This is a genomic window from Aliiroseovarius marinus (assembly GCF_050881025.1).
Taxonomy (GTDB): Bacteria; Pseudomonadota; Alphaproteobacteria; order Rhodobacterales; family Rhodobacteraceae; genus Aliiroseovarius; species Aliiroseovarius marinus_A.
The window spans coordinates 292,944-316,396 of the sequence record NZ_JBNNXQ010000001.1 but is presented as its reverse complement, the minus strand read 5'-3'; the positions used below and the strand labels follow the sequence as shown (position 1 = coordinate 316,396).

At 60.2% G+C, this 23,453-nt stretch carries 21 protein-coding genes; 9 read left to right on the top strand and 12 right to left on the bottom strand.

Annotated elements, in window-relative coordinates; translation table 11 throughout:
• Nucleotides 1-135: 135 nt before the first annotated feature.
• Nucleotides 136-1,269 carry a carboxylate-amine ligase gene (locus ACRY08_RS01440; protein ID WP_432448030.1) on the bottom strand — a complete coding sequence of 378 codons (1,134 nt, stop codon included), beginning with the start codon at nt 1,267-1,269 and terminating at the stop codon, nt 136-138.
• 197 nt (nt 1,270-1,466) lie between these two features.
• Here ACRY08_RS01440 and ACRY08_RS01435 point away from each other — a divergent pair, with 197 nt between their 5' ends.
• A complete protein-coding gene (locus ACRY08_RS01435) occupies nt 1,467-1,904 on the top strand; it encodes a hypothetical protein (protein ID WP_432448029.1) in 438 nt (145 codons plus the stop codon).
• A 94-nt stretch (nt 1,905-1,998) separates the two neighbouring features.
• On the opposite strand, the gene ACRY08_RS01430 is transcribed toward ACRY08_RS01435, so the two are convergent.
• Nucleotides 1,999-3,498 (bottom strand): CoA-acylating methylmalonate-semialdehyde dehydrogenase, encoded by a 1,500-nt coding sequence (locus ACRY08_RS01430; RefSeq protein WP_432448028.1) that lies wholly within the window; start codon nt 3,496-3,498, stop codon nt 1,999-2,001.
• A gap of 244 nt (nt 3,499-3,742) precedes the next feature.
• Between ACRY08_RS01430 and ACRY08_RS01425 the strand changes: the two genes are divergently transcribed.
• The 4 genes from ACRY08_RS01425 to ACRY08_RS01410 all read left to right on the top strand — a co-directional run bounded on the left by ACRY08_RS01425 (nt 3,743) and on the right by ACRY08_RS01410 (nt 6,806).
• Nucleotides 3,743-4,645, top strand: coding sequence for a LysR family transcriptional regulator (locus ACRY08_RS01425; protein ID WP_432448027.1), 903 nt, complete (start codon nt 3,743-3,745; stop codon nt 4,643-4,645).
• Between the two features lie 96 nt (nt 4,646-4,741).
• Complete coding sequence (locus ACRY08_RS01420) at nt 4,742-5,176, top strand: CBS domain-containing protein (protein ID WP_432448026.1); 435 nt, start codon at nt 4,742-4,744, stop codon at nt 5,174-5,176.
• 153 nt (nt 5,177-5,329) lie between these two features.
• A complete protein-coding gene (gene coaD, locus ACRY08_RS01415) occupies nt 5,330-5,821 on the top strand; it encodes a pantetheine-phosphate adenylyltransferase (protein WP_432448025.1) in 492 nt (163 codons plus the stop codon).
• Between the two features lie 76 nt (nt 5,822-5,897).
• Nucleotides 5,898-6,806: a DMT family transporter gene (locus ACRY08_RS01410; RefSeq protein WP_432448024.1), complete on the top strand. Its 909-nt coding sequence runs from the start codon at nt 5,898-5,900 to the stop codon at nt 6,804-6,806.
• Here the strand turns inward: ACRY08_RS01410 and gap (ACRY08_RS01405) are convergent, their stop codons facing one another.
• The 3 genes from gap (ACRY08_RS01405) to gap (ACRY08_RS01395) all read right to left on the bottom strand — a co-directional run bounded on the left by gap (ACRY08_RS01405) (nt 6,807) and on the right by gap (ACRY08_RS01395) (nt 9,156).
• The gene (gap, locus tag ACRY08_RS01405; RefSeq protein ID WP_432448023.1) at nt 6,807-7,805 is read right to left on the bottom strand and encodes a type I glyceraldehyde-3-phosphate dehydrogenase; all 999 of its coding nucleotides are present in this window, start codon (nt 7,803-7,805) and stop codon (nt 6,807-6,809) included. It lies immediately after the preceding gene.
• Nucleotides 7,806-7,908: 103 nt separating this feature from the next.
• Nucleotides 7,909-8,052 (bottom strand): hypothetical protein, encoded by a 144-nt coding sequence (locus ACRY08_RS01400; protein ID WP_432448022.1) that lies wholly within the window; start codon nt 8,050-8,052, stop codon nt 7,909-7,911.
• Between the two features lie 105 nt (nt 8,053-8,157).
• Complete coding sequence (gene gap / locus ACRY08_RS01395) at nt 8,158-9,156, bottom strand: type I glyceraldehyde-3-phosphate dehydrogenase (RefSeq protein ID WP_432448021.1); 999 nt, start codon at nt 9,154-9,156, stop codon at nt 8,158-8,160.
• Nucleotides 9,157-9,450: 294 nt separating this feature from the next.
• On the opposite strand from gap (ACRY08_RS01395), the gene ACRY08_RS01390 reads away from it, so the two are divergent.
• Nucleotides 9,451-10,413: a DUF808 domain-containing protein gene (locus tag ACRY08_RS01390; RefSeq protein WP_432448020.1), complete on the top strand. Its 963-nt coding sequence runs from the start codon at nt 9,451-9,453 to the stop codon at nt 10,411-10,413.
• Nucleotides 10,414-10,642: 229 nt separating this feature from the next.
• Here the strand turns inward: ACRY08_RS01390 and ACRY08_RS01385 are convergent, their stop codons facing one another.
• Both ACRY08_RS01385 and tkt read right to left on the bottom strand, forming a co-directional pair.
• On the bottom strand, nt 10,643-11,584 hold the full coding sequence (locus tag ACRY08_RS01385; RefSeq protein ID WP_432448019.1) for a GGDEF domain-containing protein: 942 nt from the start codon (nt 11,582-11,584) through the stop codon (nt 10,643-10,645).
• 230 nt (nt 11,585-11,814) lie between these two features.
• Complete coding sequence (tkt, locus tag ACRY08_RS01380) at nt 11,815-13,839, bottom strand: transketolase (RefSeq protein ID WP_432448018.1); 2,025 nt, start codon at nt 13,837-13,839, stop codon at nt 11,815-11,817.
• Nucleotides 13,840-14,078: 239 nt separating this feature from the next.
• Between tkt and ACRY08_RS01375 the strand changes: the two genes are divergently transcribed.
• Both ACRY08_RS01375 and ACRY08_RS01370 read left to right on the top strand, forming a co-directional pair.
• Nucleotides 14,079-14,576: a hypothetical protein gene (locus tag ACRY08_RS01375; protein WP_432448017.1), complete on the top strand. Its 498-nt coding sequence runs from the start codon at nt 14,079-14,081 to the stop codon at nt 14,574-14,576.
• Nucleotides 14,569-14,958, top strand: a complete 390-nt coding sequence (locus ACRY08_RS01370; protein WP_432448016.1) for a cell division protein ZapA — start codon at nt 14,569-14,571, stop codon at nt 14,956-14,958. Before ACRY08_RS01375 ends, ACRY08_RS01370 begins: the two co-directional genes overlap by 8 nt.
• A 77-nt stretch (nt 14,959-15,035) precedes the next feature.
• Here the strand turns inward: ACRY08_RS01370 and grxD are convergent, their stop codons facing one another.
• From grxD to ACRY08_RS01345, 5 genes are all read right to left on the bottom strand, one after another.
• A complete protein-coding gene (gene grxD / locus ACRY08_RS01365) occupies nt 15,036-15,398 on the bottom strand; it encodes a Grx4 family monothiol glutaredoxin (protein ID WP_432448015.1) in 363 nt (120 codons plus the stop codon).
• A gap of 54 nt (nt 15,399-15,452) precedes the next feature.
• Nucleotides 15,453-15,689 (bottom strand): BolA family protein, encoded by a 237-nt coding sequence (locus ACRY08_RS01360; protein WP_432448014.1) that lies wholly within the window; start codon nt 15,687-15,689, stop codon nt 15,453-15,455.
• Nucleotides 15,690-15,748: 59 nt separating this feature from the next.
• Nucleotides 15,749-16,282, bottom strand: coding sequence for a hypothetical protein (locus tag ACRY08_RS01355; protein ID WP_432448013.1), 534 nt, complete (start codon nt 16,280-16,282; stop codon nt 15,749-15,751).
• Nucleotides 16,283-18,442 carry a phosphoribosylformylglycinamidine synthase subunit PurL gene (gene purL / locus ACRY08_RS01350; RefSeq protein ID WP_432448012.1) on the bottom strand — a complete coding sequence of 720 codons (2,160 nt, stop codon included), beginning with the start codon at nt 18,440-18,442 and terminating at the stop codon, nt 16,283-16,285.
• A gap of 482 nt (nt 18,443-18,924) precedes the next feature.
• Nucleotides 18,925-19,812, bottom strand: coding sequence for a LysR family transcriptional regulator (locus ACRY08_RS01345; RefSeq protein WP_432448011.1), 888 nt, complete (start codon nt 19,810-19,812; stop codon nt 18,925-18,927).
• Between the two features lie 167 nt (nt 19,813-19,979).
• On the opposite strand from ACRY08_RS01345, the gene ACRY08_RS01340 reads away from it, so the two are divergent.
• A complete protein-coding gene (locus ACRY08_RS01340) occupies nt 19,980-23,396 on the top strand; it encodes an indolepyruvate ferredoxin oxidoreductase family protein (protein WP_432448010.1) in 3,417 nt (1,138 codons plus the stop codon).
• Nucleotides 23,397-23,453: the final 57 nt, after the last annotated feature.

Below are 23,453 nucleotides of genomic sequence, written 5' to 3'. Positions count from 1 at the left end.
CACGTTTCGGGTCACGTTATGGCGCAATCCTTACAGGAGTTTTTCAGACCCCGCTATAAGGGGGAAATACTGTGTTTGGACAGGGGGGTGCAGGGTGCGAAGCTGTGGGTACGGACGGCTTGCCCGTGCGGCGCCTTAAAGATCGGCGTGGTATTCGTCGATCAGGTGACGCACCACGTCATGCAGCGCATCTTTTGGTGTCTTTTCCGCCTGCACACTATCGCGAAAAACCGCACGTTGGCGGTCGGCCGCGGTGCCGCGCGACAGGATCGTCCGCGCGTTTTCCACTTCGGCCGTGCAGCCCAGAACCTCTGCGTCTTCGCGCACAAGGCTGATCATCTCTTCCAGAAGCTCGTCAAAGGGCACAATCTCGCCCACACCAAAATCAATCAGCCCCCCAGAGATGCCATAGCGCTGCGCGCGCCAGCGGTTTTCGCCCACCAGAAAGTTGTCATACAGACGCCAACGTTGGTTGCGGGCCTTCAGGCGCCAAAGCATGCGGGTCAGGCATTGGATCAAAGCGGCAAGGCTGAGCGTGTCTTCCAGCCGGGGCTGAACATCACAAATGCGCGCCTCGATCGTGGGGAAACGGGATGACGGGCGCAGGTCCCACCAGATTTTCGAGCTGTCTTCGATCACGCCGATATCCACCAGCGCCTGAACCGAGCGTTCATATTCCGACCAGCCGGACAGTTGCGGCGGCAGCCCGGTGCGGGGCAGGTTGTCAAAGACGGTCAGGCGGTACGAGGCCAGCCCGGTATCCTCGCCCTGCCAGAACGGTGAGCTGGCGGACATGGCCAGAAGATGAGGCAGGAAATAGCTGAGCTGGTTTACGAGATCGATGCGGGTGTCAGGCTCTGGAATGCCCACATGCACATGCATGCCGCAGATCAACATGCGGCGCACCACACCTGCCAGATCACGGCGCAGATCGTTATAGCGGTCCTTGTTCACATGATGCTGGTCTTTCCAGTTTGCAAACGGATGGCAGGAGGCCGCGATCGGGGCCAGACCGTGGGCTTTTGCGTGTTTCGCAACCGTTGCGCGCAGGCGTTTCAGGTCATCACGGGCGTCGCCGATGGTTTGGCAGACGCGGGTGCCGATCTCGATCTGGCACTGCAGGAACTCCGGGCTGACCTGACCTTCCAGTTCGCGCGCGCAGGCCTCCATCATGGCGTCGGGGGCCTGTGCCAGTTCCAGACTGTCGAGATGCACCAACAGGTATTCTTCTTCGATCCCGATGGAGAAAGGGGGTTCCTGAGCTGCCATGTTGGTCTCTCCCATGTCGCGGCGTGTTTGGTGCCGTGGTTTACCTTTGCAGAAAAGGTCGGTTGGGGACAAGCGTGGCTTTGAACCTGCAAATTCACGCGTAAGGGGGGCAATTACTGCGCAAATGGTCGGGTTTTTACTACTTTACCTTAGGTAATGTTCGGTTTCTACTATGCCGGAGGGTGTTGGGGGAAAACATGTCACAATCAGTCACATACTACCCTGATCATGCATTGGTCTATTTGGACTACAGCGGTGATATCGAGTTGATGAGCCTATCTGCGCGGGTGGCAGAATGGATGATCACGCTGGCTGTGCCGTTGGGCTACACGGTTGTGATGGATCTGCGCGCGTTCAAAAGCGTGGATCGCCCCGTGAACGGGCTCGAGGAGTTTCTGGCCCTGCAGGAAAAGCTGCACCAGCATTACGCGCCTGCAGATAGAATGCTCATCCTTGCGCCTTCGCCCGAAAGCTATGTTTTTGCCCGTATTCTGGAGCAAATGTCAGAGGGGAAAGTGCCCACCGTCTTTTCGGTGCTGCGCGATGAGGCCGATGTGTTGGGGGCGTTGGGGGTGCAGGCTGGCAGCCTCGACAGCCATCTTGCCGGATTGGGGCATGGGGTGACGCTTCGATAATCTGGGGCGTTCTCAATCCGGCCCGGGCGCGCGTGCCCAACGAAAAAGCCCCGGTCGATGCCGGGGCTTTTGTGTTTTTGCAAGGGGCTGAAGATCAGTCCATGGCTTTGAAGTTGAACTCGCCACCTTCTTTGATGCCCGACGGCCAGCGCTGGGTCACGGTCTTGGTGCGCGTGTAGAATTTGAACGCGTCCGGACCGTGCTGGTTCAGGTCACCAAAGCCCGACTTCTTCCAGCCACCAAAGGTGTGATAGGCCAGCGGCACCGGGATCGGCACGTTGATGCCGACCATGCCGATGTTGATCCGGTTGGCGAAGTCACGGGCAGTGTCACCGTCACGGGTGAAGATCGCGGTGCCGTTGCCGTATTCGTGATCCATGGCGTGGCCGATGGCTTCTTCATAGGTTTCCGCGCGGACCATCGACAGGACCGGGCCAAAGATTTCCTGTTTGTAGATGTCCATGTCGGTGGTGACATTGTCAAACAGGTGCGGGCCAACAAAGAAGCCGTCTTCATAGCCCTGCAGCGTGAAGTCACGGTTATCTACAACCAGATCAGCACCTTGCTCCACGCCCGAGTTGATCAGGCGCAGGATGTTTTCCTTGGCGGCCGAGGTCACGACGGGGCCGTAGTCGACGTCGTCGCCTGCGGTATAGGGGGCAACTTTCAGCTTCTCGATGCGCGGGACCAGCGCGTCGCGCAGCTTGTCAGCGGTTTCATTGCCAACCGGCACGGCAACCGAGATCGCCATGCAGCGTTCGCCAGCAGCCCCGAAGCCTGCGCCGACCAGAGCGTCAGCTGCTTGCTCCATATCCGCGTCGGGCATGATGATCATGTGGTTTTTCGCACCGCCGAAGCACTGCGCGCGTTTGCCGTTGGCGGTGGCACGCGAGTAGATGTAATGCGCAATCGGGGTCGAGCCGACAAAGGCCACGCCCTGAATGGTCTCGTTGTCGAGGATGGCGTCAACTGCATCTTTGTCGCCATTCACGACCTGCAGCACACCGTCGGGCAGGCCAGCCTCTTTGCACAGCTCGGCCAGCATCAGCGGCACCGAGGGGTCACGCTCGGAGGGTTTCAGGATCATCGCGTTGCCAGCGGCTAGGGCCGGGCCCATGCCCCACAGCGGGATCATGGCGGGGAAGTTGAAGGGCGTGATCGAGGCGACAACGCCCAGCGGCTGGCGCATGGAATACATGTCGATGCCGGGACCAGCCGAATCCGTGAACTCGCCCTTCATCATCTGGGCAGCCCCGATGCAGTATTCGATCACTTCCAGACCACGCTGCACGTCGCCCTTCGCGTCGGGGATGGTCTTGCCGTGCTCGCGCGACAGCGCCTCGGCCAGCTTGTCCATGTCGCGGTTCAAAAGACCAACCAGCGCCATCATCACGCGGCCGCGTTTTTGCGGGTTGGTGGCGCCCCAGGCTTTCTGGGCCTCTGCGGCTTTGGCCACAGCGTCGTCCAGTTCTGCTTTGGTGGCCAGGGCAACCTCTGCCTGCACTTCGCCGGTGGCGGGGTTGTAGACGTCAGCGGTGCGGCCCGACGTGCCGTCGACCATCTGTCCGTTGATCCAATGTCCGAGTTTTTGCATGGTTCTTCTCCCAAAGATTTGGGCGGAGGATAGCCTTGCATAATTGTCGGGAAAAGAGGTAGTTTCTCAAAAGGGTTTTGCAAAAATGCAATGATGGCTTGGCGGTCGGCAGGTGCGATGCGTGAAGCACGTCAGAAGGTGGCTCACTTCGTGAGCCTGGGGCGTTGCCCCCGCCTTCGGCTCCCCCAAGGTATTTGGGACAAGAAAATGGGGGTCGGGAAGTTGTTGGGCGTGAGGGTTCTGAATGGACTGGGATGATCTGAAGGTGTTTTTGGCGGTCGCGCGGGGGGAAAGCCTGTCGCGGGCGGGGCGTGTGTTGAAGAAAGATGCGGCGACCGTGGGGCGGCGGGTGGCGAAGCTGGAGGCGGATGTGGGCGCGCCATTGTTCATCAAATCGCCGCGTGGCTATGCGTTGAGCGAGGCCGGGTTGCGCCTGTTGGCCCATGCGGAACGGGCCGAGGCGGCGGTGATGTCGGGGCTTGATGATCTGGCCGGGCATAGCGGGCAGTTGTCGGGTGTTGTTCGGATCGGGGCGACAGATGGCTGTGCAAGTTTCATCCTGCCGCAGGTCTGCGCGGCAATCCAGCGCGAGCATCCCGAGCTGGAGTTGCAGATTGTGGCGTTGCCGCGGGTGATCAACCTGTCAAAGCGCGAGGCGGATATGGCCATAACTGTCTCGCCGCCACAGACCGGGCGGATCACGGTGCAGCGGATCACGGATTATCACCTGCATCTGGCGGCGTCTGAAGCCTATCTGGCTGGGGCCCCCCGGTTGGAGTGCCTTGCCGATCTGCGCCAGCATCCGGTGGTGGGCTATATTCAGGACATGATCTTTTATCCCGAGTTGGATTTCCTGGATGATATGGGCATCGAAAAACTGGCGCTGGCGTCAAACCTTGTGTCCGTCCAACTGGGAATGGTGCGCGAGGGTGGCGGTGTTGGTGTCACCCATGACTTCATTTTGCCGTTTGCGCCCAGTCTGAAGCGCGTGTTGACCCAGGATCTGTCGATCACGCGCTCGTTCTATCTGGTGCGCCACGAGGGCGACGCGCGGGTCGAACGGTTTCAGCGCGTGGCGGAAGAACTTGCGCGCGGCATCCGTGACGAGGTGCAGCGGCTGGAGGCACTGGCCGAGGTCGGGCGGTAAAATCGCGCTGCAGGTGCAAACAGTCCTTGACATTTTATTGCGCCTGAGGCGACGCTGGAGACAGAAAAATACAATTATTCCAGCTGGGAGGGCCAGATGCTCATTCACCAAATCCTCAAAGACAAGTCGCTTGACGGGGTGGCCACAGTCAAGCCGGGCAGCAAGGTGGCGGATGCGGCAAATCTTCTGTCTCAGAAGAAAATTGGCGCCGTGATCGTGTCCGAGGATGGGGTGCATCCCAAGGGCATTCTGTCTGAACGTGATATCGTGTCCGAACTGGGTAAGGTCGGCACGGGCTGTCTGGACAAGCCGGTGGATGACCTGATGACATCCGAGCTAATCACCTGTGCACCCGGAGACCGGGCCATTCAGGTGTTGCAGACCATGACCAAGGGCCGCTTTCGCCATATGCCGGTCATGGATGGGGACGAGATGGTGGGCCTTGTGTCCATTGGCGATGTGGTCAAGGCGCGTCTTGACGAACTGTCACAGCAGGCGGATGCGCTGAAAAACATGATCATGGGCTACTAAGGCGTAACTTCTGCACCTTAGAGCGTTTCGAGATAAACTCGTGATTCAAATATATCTCGAAGCGCTTTAGGTAAGAATACGCTGCAATGCGGAAAAAACTTGCATTCGGGCGCGCCATAATGTTGCGTGCCCGCACTGCAAGGAGACCTGATCATGCGCGTCGGACTATATCCCGGAACCTTTGACCCCATCACGCTGGGCCACACAGACATTATCCGTCGCGGCTGCGCGCTGGTTGACCGGCTGGTCATTGGCGTTGCGATCAACACTGGCAAAGGGCCGATGTTTTCGCTGGAAGAGCGGGTGGCGATGGTCGAAGAGGAATGCGCCAAGCTGTCGGCCGAAACCGGCACCGAGATCGTGGCCCATCCGTTTGAAAACCTGCTGATTGATTGCGCCAAGGATGTGGGCGCGCAGATCATCATTCGCGGCCTGCGGGCTGTCACTGATTTTGAATATGAATATCAGATGGTTGGCATGAATCGCGCGATGGATGACAGCGTCGAGACCGTGTTCCTGATGGCGGAAGCACGCTATCAGGCGATTGCCTCGAAACTGGTCAAGGAAATCGCCAAGCTCGATGGGGATGTGTCCAAGTTTGTGACGCCGGAGGTGAAGGCGAAACTTCTGGCCAAGATCGGCTGACGACACCATTGTCAGGCGTGACGCCCGACCGAAAACCGTCTATCGCTGTCCCGGTGCGAAACCGGGCGGGCCATGCGTGACAGACCATATTTCCAAGACACACGGGGCGAACCTTAGAGGCAGCGCCTTCATGGTGGCGGCGATGGCGGCCTTTGCCATAGAGGATGCTTTCCTGAAGGCCGCGTCGGTCAGCCTGCCGGTCGCGCAGGTTCTGATCCTGTTCGGGGCAGGTGGGGCTGCGCTGTTTGCGTTGGTTGCGGTTATGCGGGGCGAGGTGCTCTGGTCGCGGGACGTGGCGTCGCGCCCGATGCGTATCCGTGTGGGCTTCGAGATCTCAGGGCGGTTGTTTTACGTGCTCGCCATCGCCTTGACGCCGCTGTCTTCGGCCACGGTGATCTTGCAAGCCACGCCAATTGTGGTGGTGTTGGGCGCGGCGATCGTGTTCGGAGAACGGGTTGGGTGGCGGCGCTGGGCGGCGATCGGTCTGGGGCTGATCGGGGTGATCATCGTGCTCAGGCCGGGCGCGGATGGGTTTTCACTCCTCTCGCTTCTCGCGGTGCTGGGAATGCTGGGATTTGCCGGGCGTGATCTGGCCAGCCGGGCGGCTCCAGCATCAATTTCCCCTGTTCTTCTGGGGTTTTACGGATTCCTATCGGTCATCGTGGCGGGAGCGCTCTATGCCATATGGGAGGCCCGCGCCTTTGTCTGGCCTGCGCCGGATATTGCCTTTGCCATGGCCGGTGCGGTGGTCAGTGGCGTCGCGGCCTATGCAGCCCTGATGGTGGCAATGCGCACCGGCGAGGTTTCGGCGGTCACGCCGTTTCGCTATACGCGCCTCTTGTTCGGGGGGGCCTTGGGCATTCTGATATTCGACGAAACCCTTGCCCCGCGCATGGTGATCGGGGGCGGGTTGATCGTTCTGTCGGGGCTGTTCATTCTGTGGCGCGGGTCACCGCGCAGGCAGGACGGCCTGGGAGGGTCTTGATCAGAGGTATTTGCCCATTTCGGCAGCTGTATCCAGCATCCGGTTCGAGAAGCCCCATTCATTGTCATACCAGCTGAGGATGCGCACCATGTTGCCGTCCAGAACCTTGGTCTGATCCAGCGCGAAAGTGGAAGAATGCGGGTCGTGGTTGAAGTCGGTCGAGACCAGCGGGCGGTCTGTCACGCCCAGAATGCCCTTCAGCGGTCCATCGGCGGCGGCGCGGATCGCTGCGTTCACCTCGTCCGCATCGGTGGCACGGGCCGCTTCGAAGGTCAGGTCTACGCAAGAGACATTGGGGGTGGGCACGCGGATCGCCACACCGTCAAGCTTGCCCGCCAGATCGGGCAGCACCAGCCCGACAGCGCGTGCAGCACCGGTGGTGGTGGGGATCATGCTCATGGCGGCGGCGCGGGCGCGGTAGGGATCGCTGTGCATCCGGTCCAGCGTCGGCTGGTCGCCCGTGTAGGAATGGATGGTGGTCATGAAACCCTTGGTGATGCCGATGGCATCCTGCAGGGCCTTGGCCACGGGGGCGAGGCAGTTGGTGGTGCAAGACGCGTTCGAGACATGAAGGTCACCGGCTGTCAGCGTGTCATGGTTCACACCGTAAACGATGGTTTTGTCCGCACCGGTCGAGGGCGCTGACACCAGCACCCGGCTGGCGCCGTTTTCCAGATGCACCTTCGCCTTGTCGCCTTTGAAGATGCCGGTGCATTCCAGAACGATATCCACATCGCCCCATGGCAGGTCAGCCGGATTGCGCAGCGCCGTGACGGCAATTGGCCCGCGCCCGACATCGATGGTGGTGTCGCTCCAGCTGACGGGCGCACGCAGGCGGCCATGCACGCTGTCGAATTCCAGCAGGTGTGCATTCATTTCAACCGGGCCAAGGTCGTTGATGGCCACAACCTCGACGTCTTTGCGACCGCTTTCGATCAGGGCACGCAGGACCAGTCGCCCGATCCGTCCAAATCCGTTGATTGCCACTTTGACCGTCATGTCCATCGTCCTTTTATGGGGGCAGTTGCCCGGGAAATGTGAGCGCTAACATCATCATTTTCAGGCAAAGGTCAAGGGGCTGCGCAGATCAGGCGGGGTGATCTTAGCGCCAAAAGGCGAGGTATTCGGTAAGTTCCATCAGTTTCTTGGCCAGAAACAACAGGTTGATCCCATCCTGCACAAAATAGTCATAGCCGATCAACGACAGGATCAGAATGGCCAGTGTCATGGCAATTGGGTTGGTCACGGGTCTCTCCTGCCTGGTTGCATCATTCTTGCATGGGGGCATGACAAAAGAAAACCCCCGCAAGCCGGGGCCGCGGGGGGGTGTATTCAGTTCTGCGAATGGGGATCAGATGGTGCCCATCTTCACAGCCACATCGCCCATACGGGTCGAGAAGCCCCATTCGTTGTCATACCATGCCAACACGCGCACCAAGCGGCCGCCGATGACTTTGGTCTGGTCAGCCGCAAAGATCGAGCTTTCCTCGGTGTGGTTGAAATCGGTCGACACCAGCTGTTCTTCCGTATAGCCCAGAACGCCCTTCATCGGACCTTCGGACATCTCTTTCATGACCGCGTTCACCTCGGCTTCGGTCACGTCACGCTCCAACACAACGGTCAGATCCACGGCCGAGACATTCGGGGTGGGCACGCGCACGGCCGAACCATCCAGCTTGCCTTTCAGCGCGGGCAGAACCTCGCCCAGGGCTTTCGCAGCGCCGGTTGAGGTCGGGATCATCGACATGGCAGCAGCGCGGGCGCGATAGAGGTCCTTGTGACGGCGGTCCAGCGTCGGCTGGTCGCCGGTATAGGCGTGGATCGTGGTCATGATGCCGCTTTCGATGCCGAAGGCGTTCAACAGCACTTTGGCGACCGGCGCCAGGCAGTTGGTGGTGCATGACCCGTTTGAAATCATCGTGTCCGAGGCTTGCAGCTCGTCATCATTCACACCGTAGACGATGGTTTTGTCGACATTCTTGCCGGGGGCCGACAGCAGCACTTTCTTTGCACCGCGTTCAAGGTGGGCCTTGGCCTTTTCACCGTCATTGAACTTGCCGGTGCATTCCAGAACCACGTCGCAGCCCGACCAGTCCAGTTCACCCATGTCATAGGTCGACATGACCTGCATCGGTCCCTGACCCACATCCATGGTGCCATCGCCCAGCACAACTTCGTTCGGGAAACGGCCGTGGACGCTGTCATATTTCAGCAGGTGTGCGGCGGTTTCCAGCGGGCCGGTGGCATTCAGTTTCACGACCTGAATGTCCTCGCGCCCCGAGGCCGCGATTTGCGACAGCGTGCAGCGGCCGATGCGGCCAAATCCGTTGATACCGACTTTGACGGTCATTTGATTTCCCCTCAGAGATGCGGCGCCGTGTTCGCGCCGCGAGAATTTCGCAATGGTTTGTCGCGGTATACCGCCGAGTATGGGCTGACCCAACCCGGAAAACGGCTTGACTGACAGTCTGTTAGCGAAAACATGCGCAGGGCGGGCATGTATTGGGCGCTGGGCTAAGCGTGATAGCGCAAACCTTCACGAGGGTGAATAAAAACCGCCGGGTATCCCGACCGGCACTTGCCCCCGCATACGGTTTCGCTAGGATTCGCCCACACGCACAAATGAAGTGGAACGAGGCAGAGTATGAGCGGTTTGATTGCCCTTTTGGATGATGTGGCGGGAATCGCCAAAGTGGCGGCGGCATCGATTGATGATGTGGCCGGGCAGGCGGCCAAAGCGGGTGCCAAGGCTGCGGGCGCGGTGATCGACGACGCCGCCGTGACCCCGAAATACGTGCAGGGGTTCGAAGCGAAACGCGAGCTGCCGATCATCGGGCGCATCGCCTGGGGGTCGATCAAGAACAAGCTTCTGATCCTTCTGCCAATTGCGCTTTTGCTGTCGGCCTTCGCACCTTGGCTGATCGCGCCCCTTTTGATGCTGGGCGGCTCTTACCTGTGTTTCGAAGGGGCCGAGAAGGTCTGGCACTGGCTTTTCCCGCATGAACACACATGGGATCACGCCGAACATGACGAGGGCGACCCGGCCCATCTGGAAGAGGAAAAGATCGCCGGCGCCATCAAGACCGACTTCATCCTGTCGGCGGAAATCATGACCATTTCGCTGGCGGCGATCCCTGAAAGCGGCTTCTGGATGGAGGCCGCCACCCTAGCCGTGGTGGCCGTGGGCATCACGGTTGCGGTCTATGGATCTGTCGCGTTGATCGTGAAAGCGGATGACGTGGGGCTTTACATGGCGCGCAATGGGCGGCTTGGCCTGACCCAGGCGCTGGGGCGCGGGATCGTCAGTGCCATGCCGGGCCTGATGAAGCTTCTGACCGTCGTTGGCACGGCGGCGATGATCTGGGTGGGCGGCTCGATCATCGTGCATGGGTTGCACGAGCTGGGCTGGCATGCCCCCTATGACCTGATCCATCACGCGGCGGTGGCCGCGGCGCAGGCGGTGCCACAGGCTGCAGGCTTTGTTGAATGGGTGGTCACCGCCGGGCTGGACGGCGTGGTTGGGCTGGCCTTGGGCGTGTTGATCATTCCGATCGCCACCCGCGTGATTGGCCCGATCTGGGCGGCCGTGTTCAAAGGGCGCGCCTGATCCTAGAGCGTTTCGACTTATTGTTGAGGCCCAACAATGAGACGAAACGCGCGGACCCTACCAATGTTGTGGGCGTTTCGAAATCAACTTGTGTCTCAAGTTAAAGCGTTTCGGGATACACTTGATGCACATGTTTATCCCGAAGCGCCCACTATGCTGATATCTCTCGCCGCGTTTCGGTTTTCCCCTGACACAGGTTAAAACCGAAACGCTTTAATCTCGAAACGCTTTAAGGGGCCGAGGCGGCCTGCGCGTGACAGGTTCGGTTTCGCCCGGCCTTTTTGGCCATGAACAGCATGTGATCTGCGCGGCGCAGGGCGCTGTCAAACTCTTGCGGGCTGCGCAGCATCGACACGCCGATGCTGACGGTGATCTGGTGCTCTCCAAGAAGCCGTGCATCGGCCACCGCATCACGGATGCGTTCGGCCAGCGCATATGAGTTCCCGGCGCCTCCGCGTCGCATCAGAATGGCGAACTCCTCTCCGCCAAGGCGCAGCAACGTGTCTTCGGTGCGAATGCAGTCTTGCATGACACGCACAACATCGCGCAGCACGCGATCCCCGACCGCATGACCAAAGCGGTCATTCACGGTTTTGAAGTGGTCGATGTCCAGAACAAGCAAGGCGTGCTGCCCTGTTCCGTACCCATAGTCGCTTTGAAGCCGCGACAGTCGCCGCCGGTTATAGGCACCGGTCAAAGGGTCGCGTTCGGCCGCATCAGACAAGCGCGCGGTCAGTTGGTTGGATTGCAACATCGCTGTACGGATCAGAAGGGCACAGATCGTCATGGCGGGCACGTAGCGGATCACGGACCAGCTGTCGCCAAGCCACCACAGCAATCCCGCGCTGCTCGCAACGACCAGAGCGGCGAAATTGTTGGCCAGCCGTGTGGGCATGGCATAATAGCCGCCGAGCATCAGGGGAAAGAACCAAAACGCGGCTGACGCACCCTGTTGTTGCAAGGTCAAAAGCACGGTGACCAATGTGATCAGCATGATGATGATGACGGGCACCGGCAGGGTGCGGCGGGTTTTGAACCCATGCATCTCGATCAGAAGAAGCGCCAGAAGAACGGCGCAAAGACCCGCCAGCAGATAGGCCTCGATCAGCAGGTGTTTGACGGTGGCAACGGCTAAAATCAGCGCGCAAAGTTTGGCAACGAAGGCGGCCATGAGGCTGGACAACGCTTCGCCGGGATTGTGGCGGGGAAAAGAAATCAAACCCGCAAAGTATGAACCAACTCGTTTTACCAAAGGGCATTTAGGGCACAGAAAGCCGCCCCACTCATTGTTGACCACAAAGAAACAATAACTGAATTCAGAGCGGTATTTGTGCCGCTACGCAAGAAAAAAGGCGGCCCGAAGACCGCCTTTAGGATAGGTATTGCCGAAGCGTTGCCAGATCAGCCCAAAAGCGCCTTGGCTTTGGCTATGGTGTTGTCCGGCGTGATGCCGAATTTTTCGAACAGGGTGGCTGCCGGGGCCGAGGCGCCGAAGCCCTCCATACCCACGAAAGCGGCCTTGGCTTCGCGGCCACGTTCCCCCAGAAGCAGGCGGTCCCAGCCACCGTCACGCACGGCGGCTTCGATGCCCACACGCACGGGGCCGGCAGGCAGCACCTTGCGGCGATAGCTTTCGTCCTGCTGGGCAAACAGCTCCATGCAGGGCATGGACACAACGCGGGTGCCAATGCCCTCGGCTTCCAGCTTGGCGCGGGCTTCCATCGCCAGCGACACCTCGGACCCGGTGGCAATCAGGATCACCTGACGTTTGCCGGCCTCGGCATCAGCCAGAACATAACCGCCCTGAGCGGTCAGGTTCTTTTGCTTATACTCGGTGCGCAGGGTGGGCAGGTTCTGACGGGTCAGAACCAGGGTCGAAGGCGTCTCTTTCGCGGTCAGCGCCAGTTCCCAGGCTTCCGCCGTTTCCACCGTGTCCGCCGGGCGGAACGTGTAGCTGTTGGGCGTCGCGCGGCAGATGGCCAGATGCTCGACCGGTTGGTGGGTCGGGCCGTCTTCGCCAACGCCGATGCTGTCATGGGTCATGACGAACACCGTCGGGATCTTCATCAGCGAGGCCAGGCGCATCGCGGGGCGCGCATAGTCGGTGAAGCAGAAGAAGGTGCCGCCATAGGGACGCATGCCGCCATGCAGGGTCATGCCGTTCATCGCGGCGGCCATACCGTGTTCACGGATGCCCCAATAGATGTAGCGCCCGCCCCGGTTGTCGGTATCAAACACGCCCAGATCGCCGGTCTTGGTGTTGTTGGACCCGGTCAGATCGGCCGAGCCGCCGACGGTTTCACCCATCACCGGGTTGATCACGGCCAGGGCCATTTCGGAAGATTTGCGGGTTGCAACGGTCGGCTTGCTTTCTGCAACTTCACGCTTCAGCTTGCGCACAACACCGGCCAGTTTCTTGGGCGCCTCAAGGTCATAGGCGCGGGTGAACTCGGCCTGCTTGCGCTCGGAAATGCTGGCAAAACGGGCGTCCCATTCAGCATGAGCCTCTGCACCGCGAGTACCCATGGCTTCCCACTGCGCTTTCACGTCAGTAGGCACCTCGAAGGCGCCCTGTGGTGCGCCATAGACCTCTTTTGCGGCTTTCAGCTGCTCGGCATCGGTCAGCGCGCCGTGGCCTTTGGATGTGTCCTGTGCGGCGTGGCCCAAAGCAATATGGGTCTTGCAGGCGATCATCGAGGGTTTGCCGGTCGACTTGGCCTTGGCAATCGCCGCGTCGATCTGGGCGGGGTCATGGCCGTCGATCTCCTGCACATGCCAGCCCGAGGCCTTGAAGCGCATGACCTGATCGGTGCGGTCCGACAGCGATACTTTGCCGTCGATGGTGATGTCATTGTTGTCCCACAGGACGATCAGCTTGGACAGCTCGTGGCGCCCGGCCAGACCGATGGCTTCCTGGCTGATGCCTTCCATCAGGCAGCCGTCGCCGGCGATCACATAGGTATAGTGATCGACGATCTTCTTGCCAAAACGCGCGCGCTGAATCTCTTCGGCCATGGCGAACCCAACAGCGTTGGCAATGCCCTGACCCAAGGGGCCCGTAGTGGTCTCGACGCCCGAGACGTGACCATATTCCGGGTGACCGGCGGTGATGGCGCCCCATTGGCGGAAGTCCTTGATCTGATCCAGCGTCACGTCTTCGTAACCGGTCAGATAAAGCAGCGAATAGATCAGCATCGAGCCATGGCCCGCCGACAGGATGAACCGGTCGCGATCCGCCCAGCGCGGCGCTTTCGGGTCAAATTTCAGGTGGTTTTCAAACAGCACGGTGGCCACGTCAGCCATGCCCATGGGCATGCCGGAATGGCCCGAGTTTGCAGCAGCCACAGCGTCCAGCGTCAGCGAACGGATGGCAGCGGCTTTTTTCCAGTGGTCAGGGTGGGCTTTGGCAAGCGCAGCAATATCCAAGGGTCAGATCCTTTGGCAAAAGTTCAGGTCGGCCCCCTGATAACAGCCCCGCGCCACGGGTCAAGCATAGCAGCACGAAAGGGGCCAAGTGCTTGTAAACGAACGGGGGCGCATTTCGCGCGGGCATTGGTTAAGATTGCTGCAATCCATGCATCGTGCCGATTCGCCCCGGGGCCGATGCGTTGCCTTGGTGGCGGCACTATGACAGGATGGGGGGACGAAATGAGTTTGGGCAGACGATGAACGATATTTCCGATTTGGAAACCCGCATCACCACCGCGCTGGAACGGATCAGCACGGGGTTGGACGCAATGGCGGCGCAGCCCTCTGGGGACGATGAAAAGCTGACCCAGATGCAGGCGGCGCTGGAAGAAGAGCGCACCACCAACGCACAGCTTGAGGACAGGCTGCAAAACGTGAAAGCCCAGCAAGAGACTGCGCTGGAAGACATGCGTGCGGAAACCCAGCGTCTGCAAGAGCTTTTGACGCAGGAAGAGGCCGCGCTGGCCCGACTGCGCAAGGTGAATGACGAATTGCGCGCCAACAATCAGGCGCTGCGGGAGGCGGCCGCGGGTGGCGTTGCGGAACCTCATCTGATCAACAAGGCGATGATGGCCGAACTGGAAGGCGTGCGTGCGGCGCAGGCGGCCGACCGGGTTGAGCTAGAGGCTGTTCTGACCGAGCTGGGTGGGTTGATTGCCGAAAGTGAAACCGTGAAGGAGACACAGGATGCCTGACGTCACGATCACCATTGGCGGGCGAAACTTCGATGTGGCCTGTCAGGATGGGGAAGAACACTTCCTGAAATCCGCGGCGGCCATGCTGGATGGCGAGGCCTCGGTGCTGACCAGCCAGATGTCCAATCTGACCGAAAGCCGGATGCTGTTGATGGCCGGGTTGATGCTGGCAGATCGCACGGCCGGTATGGAAGACAAGGTCAAGGTCACCGATCAGCGTGTGGCAGAGTTGGAGCGTGAGCTCGACGCCCTGAAAAACGCAGAGCCGGTGAAGGTTGAAGTGCCGGTGATCCCGGCGGCCGTGACGGATACGCTGGCCGAGATTGCCGCGCGCGCCGAAGCGATGGCCGCGTCGGTCGAGGAAAAAGCCAAAGCTGGCTGATCACGCCGAAAGACAATGAAAAAGCGCCCGTCATGGTTGGATGACGGGCGCTTTTTTGTTTTAAAACAATGGGTAGGTCAGCCGTTCGCTTCGCGAATCTTGTCGGCAGCCTCTTTGTCGAAACCCACGCCGTTCTCGGCAAACAATGTGTCCAACTCGCCTGACAGGGTCATCTCGGTCACGATGTCACAGCCACCGACAAATTCGCCTTTGACGTAGAGCTGGGGGATGGTCGGCCAGTCGGAATAGACTTTGATGCCCTCGCGAATTTCTTCGTCTGCCAGCACGTTTACATCGGCATAGTCCACGCCCATGTAGTTCAGAACACCGGCCACACGGGACGAAAACCCGCATTGCGGCATTTCTTTTGTGCCCTTCATGTAAAGCACCACGTCATTGGCTTTGACGGTGTCGTCGATTCGAGTCTTTGCGTCGGTCATTGTCTGTCTTTCCTGGATGGTCGCTGTGCGGGCAGGCCCGCAATGTCTGATGTCTTAGTCGGGCGCCTTGGTGGTCAGCGCCAGCGCGTGCAGCTCGCCCGAGTCGATCTGGGCGCGTACGGTGGCATTTACTGCGCGTTGTTGCTGCACCCGGTTCATGCCGCGAAAGCTCTCGTCCACGACCTCGGCGGCCCAGTGGTTTCCGTCTCCGGCCAGATCGGTGATGGTGATCTTGGCATCGGGAAAACCTGCGCGGATCAGGTCTTCGATTTGTTGGGCTTCCATGGCCATGTGGCATCCTCACTTGGTGTTTTCATCAATCTATGTGCAGGGGCAGGGACCCGCAAGGGTCACCGGCGCTCTGCGGCATCGCGAAAGCTGGACAAAACCGCGCGGGCGTCGCGCAAAAGCCCGCCTTCTTCCGCCTCGGTCAGCGTCTCGGCGGTGTAGGCCGGGTCAGGCAACAGCCGGTCCAGCATCGCCTGCCGCGCGGCCTCTTGTGCGGGTGCCAGGGGAAGGGCCTGTGCCACGCGAAAAAGCTCGATCATATCGCAGATCGCGCGCATCCGGCGGTAGGCCTCCGATATCGCCTCAAGCGTTTCGCGATCCTTGCGCCAGCGTTTGCGCGGAAAGATGTGGCGCATGACGTAGGGCCCCGCGCCCTTGCAATCGAACCGCGCACAGCCGGGAAACCCCTGATCTTCCAGCGTTTCATGGATGCGGCACAGGTTGTCCGTGCCAAGGTGGCGACAGGGGGCCAGCGCGCGTTTGTCAAAGGCAAAGTCGTCGCCCGCATCAAATCCCGGCGAGACACAACACAGCCCCGCGCAGGCGGCGCAATCGGCCACCAGCTGGGTCAGGTCGCGGGGGGCGGGCGCTTCCACTTAGGAATGCGCCTGATCAAACCCGGTGCGGAAGATCTGGGCCAGTTCGGCCAGGGGCGCTTCAGAACCGCCCATCTTCACGCTGTCGCCGGTGAAGCGGCCCACCGAAGTGATCGGCACGCCGGCACGCCCGGCTTCGATCATCAAAGCTTCGGCCTGATCAAAATTACAGGCCACCAGATAGCGCGCCTGATCTTCGCCAAAGAGCGTGGGGGTGTCGGCGGCATCAAGCTGCACGCCAACCTCGCCAGCCTCGGCCATCTCGAAGGCCGCCAGCGCCAGACCGCCATCCGACAGGTCCGAACAGGCCTTGATCAGCTCGCGGTTCGCGCGGATGAAGTCGCCATTGCGCTTCTCGGCCTCAAGATCGACATGCGGCGCGTCGCCGTCTTCGCGGTTGAAGACCTCGGCCAGAAGGGCGGACTGACCCAGATGGCCTTGCGTTTCGCCGACAACCAGCGCCACGTGACCTTCGCGAGCCACGCCGCCGATCATGTCATCAAGGCTGTCCAGAAGCCCCACAGCGCCAATGGTGGGTGTGGGCAGGATCGCCTGACCGTCAGTTTCATTGTAAAGCGACACGTTGCCCGAGACGATCGGCACGTCCAGCGCGGCGACGGCCTCGCCGATGCCTTTGATGGCGCCCACGAACTGTCCCATGATCTCGGGCTTTTCGGGGTTGCCGAAGTTCAGGTTGTCGGTGGTGGCCAGCGGTTTGGCGCCAACAGCGGTCAGGTTGCGATAGGCCTCGGCCACGGCCTGACGACCGCCCTCCAGCGGGTTCGCTTTCACATAGCGCGGCGTCACGTCCGAGGTGAAGGCCACGGCCTTGTCCGTGCCATGCACGCGCACGATGCCCGCACCCAGACCGGGCGCACGCACGGTGTCGGCCATGACCATGTGGTCATACTGCTCGTAAACCCACTGCTTGGCGGCATGGTTGGCCGAGCCGATCAGGGCTTTCAGCCCGTCAATCGCGTCGATTTCCGGCACATCGGCCAGCTCTTCGGCGGCAGGGGTTTCCACCCACGGACGATCATATTCCGGCGCGCGACCCGACAGGGGGGACAGCGGCAGGTCGGCCTTCACTTCACCATTATGCATGATCAAAAAGCGATCTTCTGCCAGCGTTTCGCCCACGATGGCGAAGTCCAGATCCCACTTTTCGAACACTGCGCGGGCTTCGGCTTCTTTTTCCGGCTTCAGAACCATGAGCATGCGCTCCTGGCTTTCTGACAGCATCATCTCGTAGGCGGTCATATTGTCTTCGCGCTGGGGCACGTCTTCAAGGTTAAGCTTCACGCCCAAACCGCCCTTGTCGCCCATTTCCACGGCCGAGCAGGTCAGACCAGCGGCGCCCATATCCTGGATCGAGATCACGGCGCCGGTCTGCATCAGCTCTAGCGTGGCTTCCATCAGACGCTTTTCAGTGAAGGGGTCGCCGACCTGAACGGTGGGACGCTTTTCTTCAATCGTATCGTCAAACTCAGCCGACGCCATGGTCGCGCCGCCAACACCATCGCGGCCTGTCTTGGCACCCAGATAAACAACAGGCATGCCGACGCCCGATGCGGCCGAATAGAAGATCTTGTCTGCATCCGCCAAACCGGCGGCAAAGGCGTTCACAAGGCAGTTGCCGTTATAGGCGGGGTGAAAGCGAACCTCTCCGCCTACGTTGGGAACACCGAAGCAGTTGCCATATCCGCCGATGCCTTCAACCACACCATTGACCAGCTGCTTGGTCTTGGGGTGATCAACTTCACCAAAGCTTAGGGCGTTCATCGCGGCAATCGGGCGTGCGCCCATGGTGAAGACGTCACGCAGAATGCCGCCCACGCCGGTGGCCGCACCCTGATAGGGTTCGATAAACGAGGGGTGGTTGTGGCTTTCCATCTTGAAGACCACGGCCTGCCCGTCGCCGATATCCACGATGCCCGCGTTTTCGCCGGGGCCGCAGATGACCTGAGGGCCTTCGGTGGGCAGGGTGCGCAGCCATTTCTTGGAGGACTTATAGGAACAGTGCTCGTTCCACATGGCCGAGAAGATGCCAAGCTCGGTGAAGCTGGGTTCACGACCGATGATTTCCAGGATCAGCTCGTATTCGTCGGGCTTAAGGCCATGGGATTCAATCAGGTCGGTGGTGATCTTCGGCTCGCTCATACTCGGTCCCCTTCGGCGTTGCAGCAACATCGACTCGCGCGGGCGCGCAACGTTAATGTCATTTGCTGCGCTTTTAGGGGAAGGGGGGGCGTTGGGAAAGGGCTTCGATGCCTTGTTTTGCAGGAAGTTTATGCTTTGCGCAAAAAAAAGGCCGGGCAAAGCCCGGCCAAGTCCAACAGGGAGGTAAAAACCGACTAGAGCGATGCTCAACCATCGGCTTTGATCCAGATTTAGGGGGCAGTCCGTAACACATCAAGGAAAAATGCTGCATTGCGGCTATGCGGAAAATGCATGGCTTTGGGGTTTTCACGGCATGGCTTGCCGGTGAAACGGGCAATATGCGCAAGAATGCAAGTGATTTGAGCGGTTTACGCACTCCGCTTTGTGGACAATTGTATACCGTGTGAAATTCGCTCGACCTTCGGTTGTGACGCAAATGCATCAGTCCAGTGCCGATTGGAGGTGCTGAAATTGCCTAATTTTTAGGCTTTCCGCCGCTGGGCGATCAGCTCTTCGGTGACGAAATCGCGAAAGGCTTCGATCCGTTTCGACGCGCGCAGCTCTTCCGGATAGGCAAGAAATACGGGAATGTCCTTGCTTTCAGCATCCGGCAAGACGCGCTGCACCTCGGGGAAATCCTGCGTGACGTAATCGGGCAGAACCCCGATGCCAAGGTCATGCAAAACGGCCTGCAGGACGCCGAAATAGTTGTTCACGGTCAAAAGCGATTTCACTTCATAGGTGAGCAGCTCCTGCACAAGGGCCGCGCCTGCGCTGACTTGCGCAGAGGAGGTGTTTTGGCAGATCAGACGATGTTTGGACATATCTTCCAGCGTTTCGGGAATCCCGTGCTCCTCCAGATAGCGCGGTGTCGCATAGAGCCGCATATGCACATCCATCAGGCGCTTGCGGATCAGGTCGGCCTGGCTGGGTTCTTTCATGCGGATGGCCACGTCGGCTTCGCGCATGGGCAGATCCAGCACGCGTTCTTCCAGCATCAGGTCAATTTTCAGGTCGGGGTATTTCTCGTAAAGCTTGGGCAGGCGCGGGGCCAGCCAGAGCGATCCGAATGCGGTGGTGGTGGTCACACGCAATTCGCCGAACACCTCTTCCTTGCTGTCGCGAATGCGCGCCACCGCGGCTTCAAGCCGCTGGTTCATCGCGCGGGTGGCGTCAAACAGAAGCTCGCCCTGTTCGGTTAGAATCAACCCGCGGGCATGGCGGTGGAACAGGGTTGCGTTCAGGCTTTCTTCCAGCGCGCGGATCTGGCGCGACACGGCCGATTGCGACAAATGCAGCGCGTCACCCGCATGGGTCAGCGACCCAGCATCAGCCACTGCGTGAAATATTCTGAGCTTGTCCCAATCCATGAAGAAACAACCGATCCCTGTTTGTGTATAATTTTGACCCTTTGTTACCATCAGAAACGTTATGATTTCCAGCACGGATTGTGATGTGAAAACGGTTGAAAGGTCAGGAATTATGACCTAACCTGATGCCAGCACGCAAGCATGTGTCACGTATTGGGAGGTGCGTCATGAGCAAGCCGGAAATCACCCTGAACGATCGGTTTGACCTGTCTAAAGAGCAGGTTCTGTTGAATGGCACGCAGGCGCTTGTGCGCCTGATGCTGACCCAAAAAGAGCGAGACCGGCGCGCGGGGCTGGACACGGCGGGCTATGTGACGGGCTATCGTGGTTCTCCGGTTGGGGCAGTGGATCTGTGGATGGATCGCGCCAAGAAAGTGCTTGCGCCCAATGACATCAAGTTTCACCCCGGCCTGAACGAAGACCTCGCGGCCACGGCGCTGTGGGGCAGCCAGCAGGCAGAGCTGCGCGGCGAAGGGGCGCATGATGGTGTTTTCGGCCTGTGGTACGGCAAGGGGCCGGGGGTGGATCGCACGGGAGATGTGATGCGCCACGCCAACATGGCCGGCACCAGCCCGCATGGCGGTGTATTGATGGCCATGGGCGATGACCACACGGGTGAAAGCTCGACCGTGTTGCACCAATCCGACTGGGCCATGGTGGATGCCTATATCCCGGTTCTCAGCCCGGCGGGTGTGCAGGAAATCCTCGATTTCGGCATCTATGGCTACGGGCTCAGCCGTTTTGCCGGTGTCTGGGCCGGCCTGAAGGTGATGAAAGACACGGTCGAGGCGACAAGCGTGATCGACGGACGCGTGGATCGTATGCAGCTGGTCACGCCCGATTTCGACATGCCCGAGGGCGGGCTGAACATCCGCGTGGGCGATCAGCCGGTGCTGCAAGAGGCGCGGATGATCGACTATAAGCGTTTCGCCGCAGAGGCTTACGCCCGCGCCAACCGGATCGACAATCGCATGTGGGGCAAGCCGGGGGCCAAGATCGGCTTTGTTGCTGCTGGCAAAAACTGGCTCGACCTTGTGCATGCCCTGAACCTTCTGGGTATTGATGAAGCCGAGGCCGAACGGTTGGGCATCACCACCTACAAAATCGGCCAGACCTTCCCGCTGGACATGACCTCGTTCCATGAATGGGCCGAAGGGCTGGACCTGATCGTGGTGGTCGAAGAAAAGCGCAAGCTCATCGAAGTGCAGATCAAGGAAGCCATTTTCGACGACCGCCGGGGTCGCCGTGTCTATGGCTGGCACAAGGGCGATCAGTGGGAAAACGGCCGCCGGATCGAGCTGTTCCCGACACGCTATGCGCTGGACCCGATCATGATCGCCGAAAAACTGGGCGCCATCCTGATCGAAGAGGGGCGCGGCACGGAAGCCGTCAAGGCGGGGCTGGATATGCTGGCTCAGGCGAAAGCCGCCGACAATGCCCCGGCGCTGGCCGCGCGTCTGCCCTATTTCTGCTCAGGTTGCCCGCATAATACCTCGACCAAACTGCCCGAGGGCAGCCGCGCCTATGCCGGGATCGGCTGTCACTATATGGTGCAGTGGATGGACCGAAACACGGTCGGCTTCACCCACATGGGGGGCGAGGGCGTGAACTGGATCGGCGAGGCGCCGTTCTCCACCACCGAGCACGTGTTCCAGAACCTCGGCGACGGCACCTATAACCACTCGGGCAATATGGCGATCCGCGCGGCTTTGGCGTCTGATGCCAATATCACCTACAAGATCCTTTACAATGATGCGGTCGCAATGACCGGTGGGCAGGACAACGAAGGCGATCTGGATGCCCCGCGCATTGCCCGCGAAGTCCAAGCCATGGGGGTGAAACACCTCTATGTCGTCTATGATGACAAAGAGGATGTGGACCCGGCCCAGTTCCCCAAAGGTATTGATTTTCACACCCGTGACGAGTTGCTGGCAGTTGAGCGAAAATGTCGTGATATCAAAGGTGTGTCCGTCATCCTCTATATCCAGACCTGTGCCGCCGAAAAGCGCCGCCGCCGCAAGCGGGGCCTATTCCCGGACCCCGACAAGCGCGTCTTCATCAACACCGATATTTGCGAAGGCTGCGGCGATTGCGGGGTGCAGTCAAACTGCGTCTCGATCGTGCCCGTCGACACGGAACTGGGCCGCAAACGCGCCGTCGACCAGTCCAGCTGCAACAAGGATTTCAGCTGCGTGAACGGCTTCTGCCCCAGCTTTGTGACCGTCGAAGGGGCCAAGCTGAAGAAAGCCGCCACGGCCGAGGTTGATCTGCCCGAGCTGCCCCTGCCCAAATTGCCCGCGATCAACGGCACCTACAACACGGTGATCACCGGGGTTGGCGGCACGGGGGTTGTGACCATTGGCGCCGTCATGGCGCAGGCCGCCCATATCGATGGCAAAGGGGCGGGCATGATGGAAATGGCCGGGCTGGCCCAAAAGGGTGGCGCGGTCACCGTGCACCTGCGCCTTGCCGAAAAGCCCGAGGATATCTCGGCCATCCGCGTGGCGACCGGCGAATGCGATGCGCTTATTGGCTGCGAGCTTGTGGTCTCGGCGCAATCAAATACGCTGGGCCTGACCAAAACGGGGCGCACCGGCGCGGTGGTGGACAGCCATGAAACCGTGACCGGCGAGTTCACCCGCGACACGGATTTCACCATTCCCGGCGATCAGCTGAAACTGTCGCTTGAGGCACGTCTGCGCGACCGTCTGGCGATGTTTGATGCCACCGAATTGGCGCGCGTTTTGATGGGTGACAGCATCTTTTCAAACATGATGATCTTGGGGGCCAGCTGGCAGGCGGGCTATGTGCCCCTGACCTATGAGGCGCTGATGCAGGCCATCACGCTGAACGGGCAGGCGGTGGATCGCAACAAGCACGCGTTCGAGCTGGGGCGCTGGGCGATTGAGCATCCGGCAGATGCCGCGAAATGCCTTGAGGCCGAGGTGGTTGACCTGCCCAAGACGCTGGCCGAAATCGTCGATTTCCGCGCGGATCATCTGGTGAAATTCCAAGGCAACGCGCTGGCCACAAAGTATCGCACGCAGGTGTCCAATATGCCCGAAGCGCTGCAGGAAGCTGTGGCGAAAGGCTATCATAAGCTCTTGGCATATAAAGATGAATACGAGGTCGCGCGGCTTTTGTGTGAAACCCGGGCCAAGGCAGAGGATGAGTTTGATGGCGATCTGAAGCTGACCTATCACCTTGCGCCGCCAATGCTGGGCGGGGCGGATGCCAATGGCCGCCCGAAGAAACGTGCGTTCGGGGCGTGGTTTGAGCGCGCAGCCCCGCTTCTGGCGCGGATGAAAGGGCTGCGGGGCACCGCGTTTGATCCTTTCGGGCGCACGGCAGAACGGGTCACCGAGCGTGCTTTGATTGCGGAATATGAGGCGGATTTGGACCGGCTGCTGGCCGGGCTGGGCGACGACAACCTGTCAGTTGCGCTGGAAATCGCCGAGCTGCCCCTGTCAATCCGCGGTTTTGGCCCGGTGAAAGAGGCCAGCGTCGAGGCCGCCGCCACCCGCCGCGCCGCACTTTGGGCCGCCTTCGACGGGACGGCTCCGGTCACGCAAGCTGCCGAGTAGGCCTGCGTGACAAATAGGCGATGGATTTCCGTCGCAAACAGACCTATGCCTAGACCA

Bases quoted from the DNA above. Each gene is read 5' to 3' on its own strand.
- ACRY08_RS01375 (WP_432448017.1), top strand. From the start codon at position 14,079: ATGAACGATATTTCCGATTTGGAAACCCGCATCACCACCGCGCTGGAA.
- coaD (WP_432448025.1), top strand. From the start codon at position 5,330: ATGCGCGTCGGACTATATCCCGGAACCTTTGACCCCATCACGCTGGGC.
- ACRY08_RS01440 (WP_432448030.1), bottom strand. From the start codon at position 1,269: ATGGCAGCTCAGGAACCCCCTTTCTCCATCGGGATCGAAGAAGAATAC.
- ACRY08_RS01360 (WP_432448014.1), bottom strand. From the start codon at position 15,689: ATGGCCATGGAAGCCCAACAAATCGAAGACCTGATCCGCGCAGGTTTT.
- ACRY08_RS01340 (WP_432448010.1), top strand. From the start codon at position 19,980: ATGAGCAAGCCGGAAATCACCCTGAACGATCGGTTTGACCTGTCTAAA.
- ACRY08_RS01430 (WP_432448028.1), bottom strand. From the start codon at position 3,498: ATGCAAAAACTCGGACATTGGATCAACGGACAGATGGTCGACGGCACG.
- ACRY08_RS01385 (WP_432448019.1), bottom strand. From the start codon at position 11,584: ATGGCCGCCTTCGTTGCCAAACTTTGCGCGCTGATTTTAGCCGTTGCC.
- gap (WP_432448021.1), bottom strand. From the start codon at position 9,156: ATGACCGTCAAAGTCGGTATCAACGGATTTGGCCGCATCGGCCGCTGC.
- ACRY08_RS01390 (WP_432448020.1), top strand. From the start codon at position 9,451: ATGAGCGGTTTGATTGCCCTTTTGGATGATGTGGCGGGAATCGCCAAA.
- gap (WP_432448023.1), bottom strand. From the start codon at position 7,805: ATGACGGTCAAAGTGGCAATCAACGGATTTGGACGGATCGGGCGACTG.
- ACRY08_RS01425 (WP_432448027.1), top strand. From the start codon at position 3,743: ATGGACTGGGATGATCTGAAGGTGTTTTTGGCGGTCGCGCGGGGGGAA.
- ACRY08_RS01345 (WP_432448011.1), bottom strand. From the start codon at position 19,812: ATGGATTGGGACAAGCTCAGAATATTTCACGCAGTGGCTGATGCTGGG.
- purL (WP_432448012.1), bottom strand. From the start codon at position 18,442: ATGAGCGAGCCGAAGATCACCACCGACCTGATTGAATCCCATGGCCTT.
- ACRY08_RS01420 (WP_432448026.1), top strand. From the start codon at position 4,742: ATGCTCATTCACCAAATCCTCAAAGACAAGTCGCTTGACGGGGTGGCC.
- grxD (WP_432448015.1), bottom strand. From the start codon at position 15,398: ATGACCGACGCAAAGACTCGAATCGACGACACCGTCAAAGCCAATGAC.
- ACRY08_RS01370 (WP_432448016.1), top strand. From the start codon at position 14,569: ATGCCTGACGTCACGATCACCATTGGCGGGCGAAACTTCGATGTGGCC.
- ACRY08_RS01435 (WP_432448029.1), top strand. From the start codon at position 1,467: ATGTCACAATCAGTCACATACTACCCTGATCATGCATTGGTCTATTTG.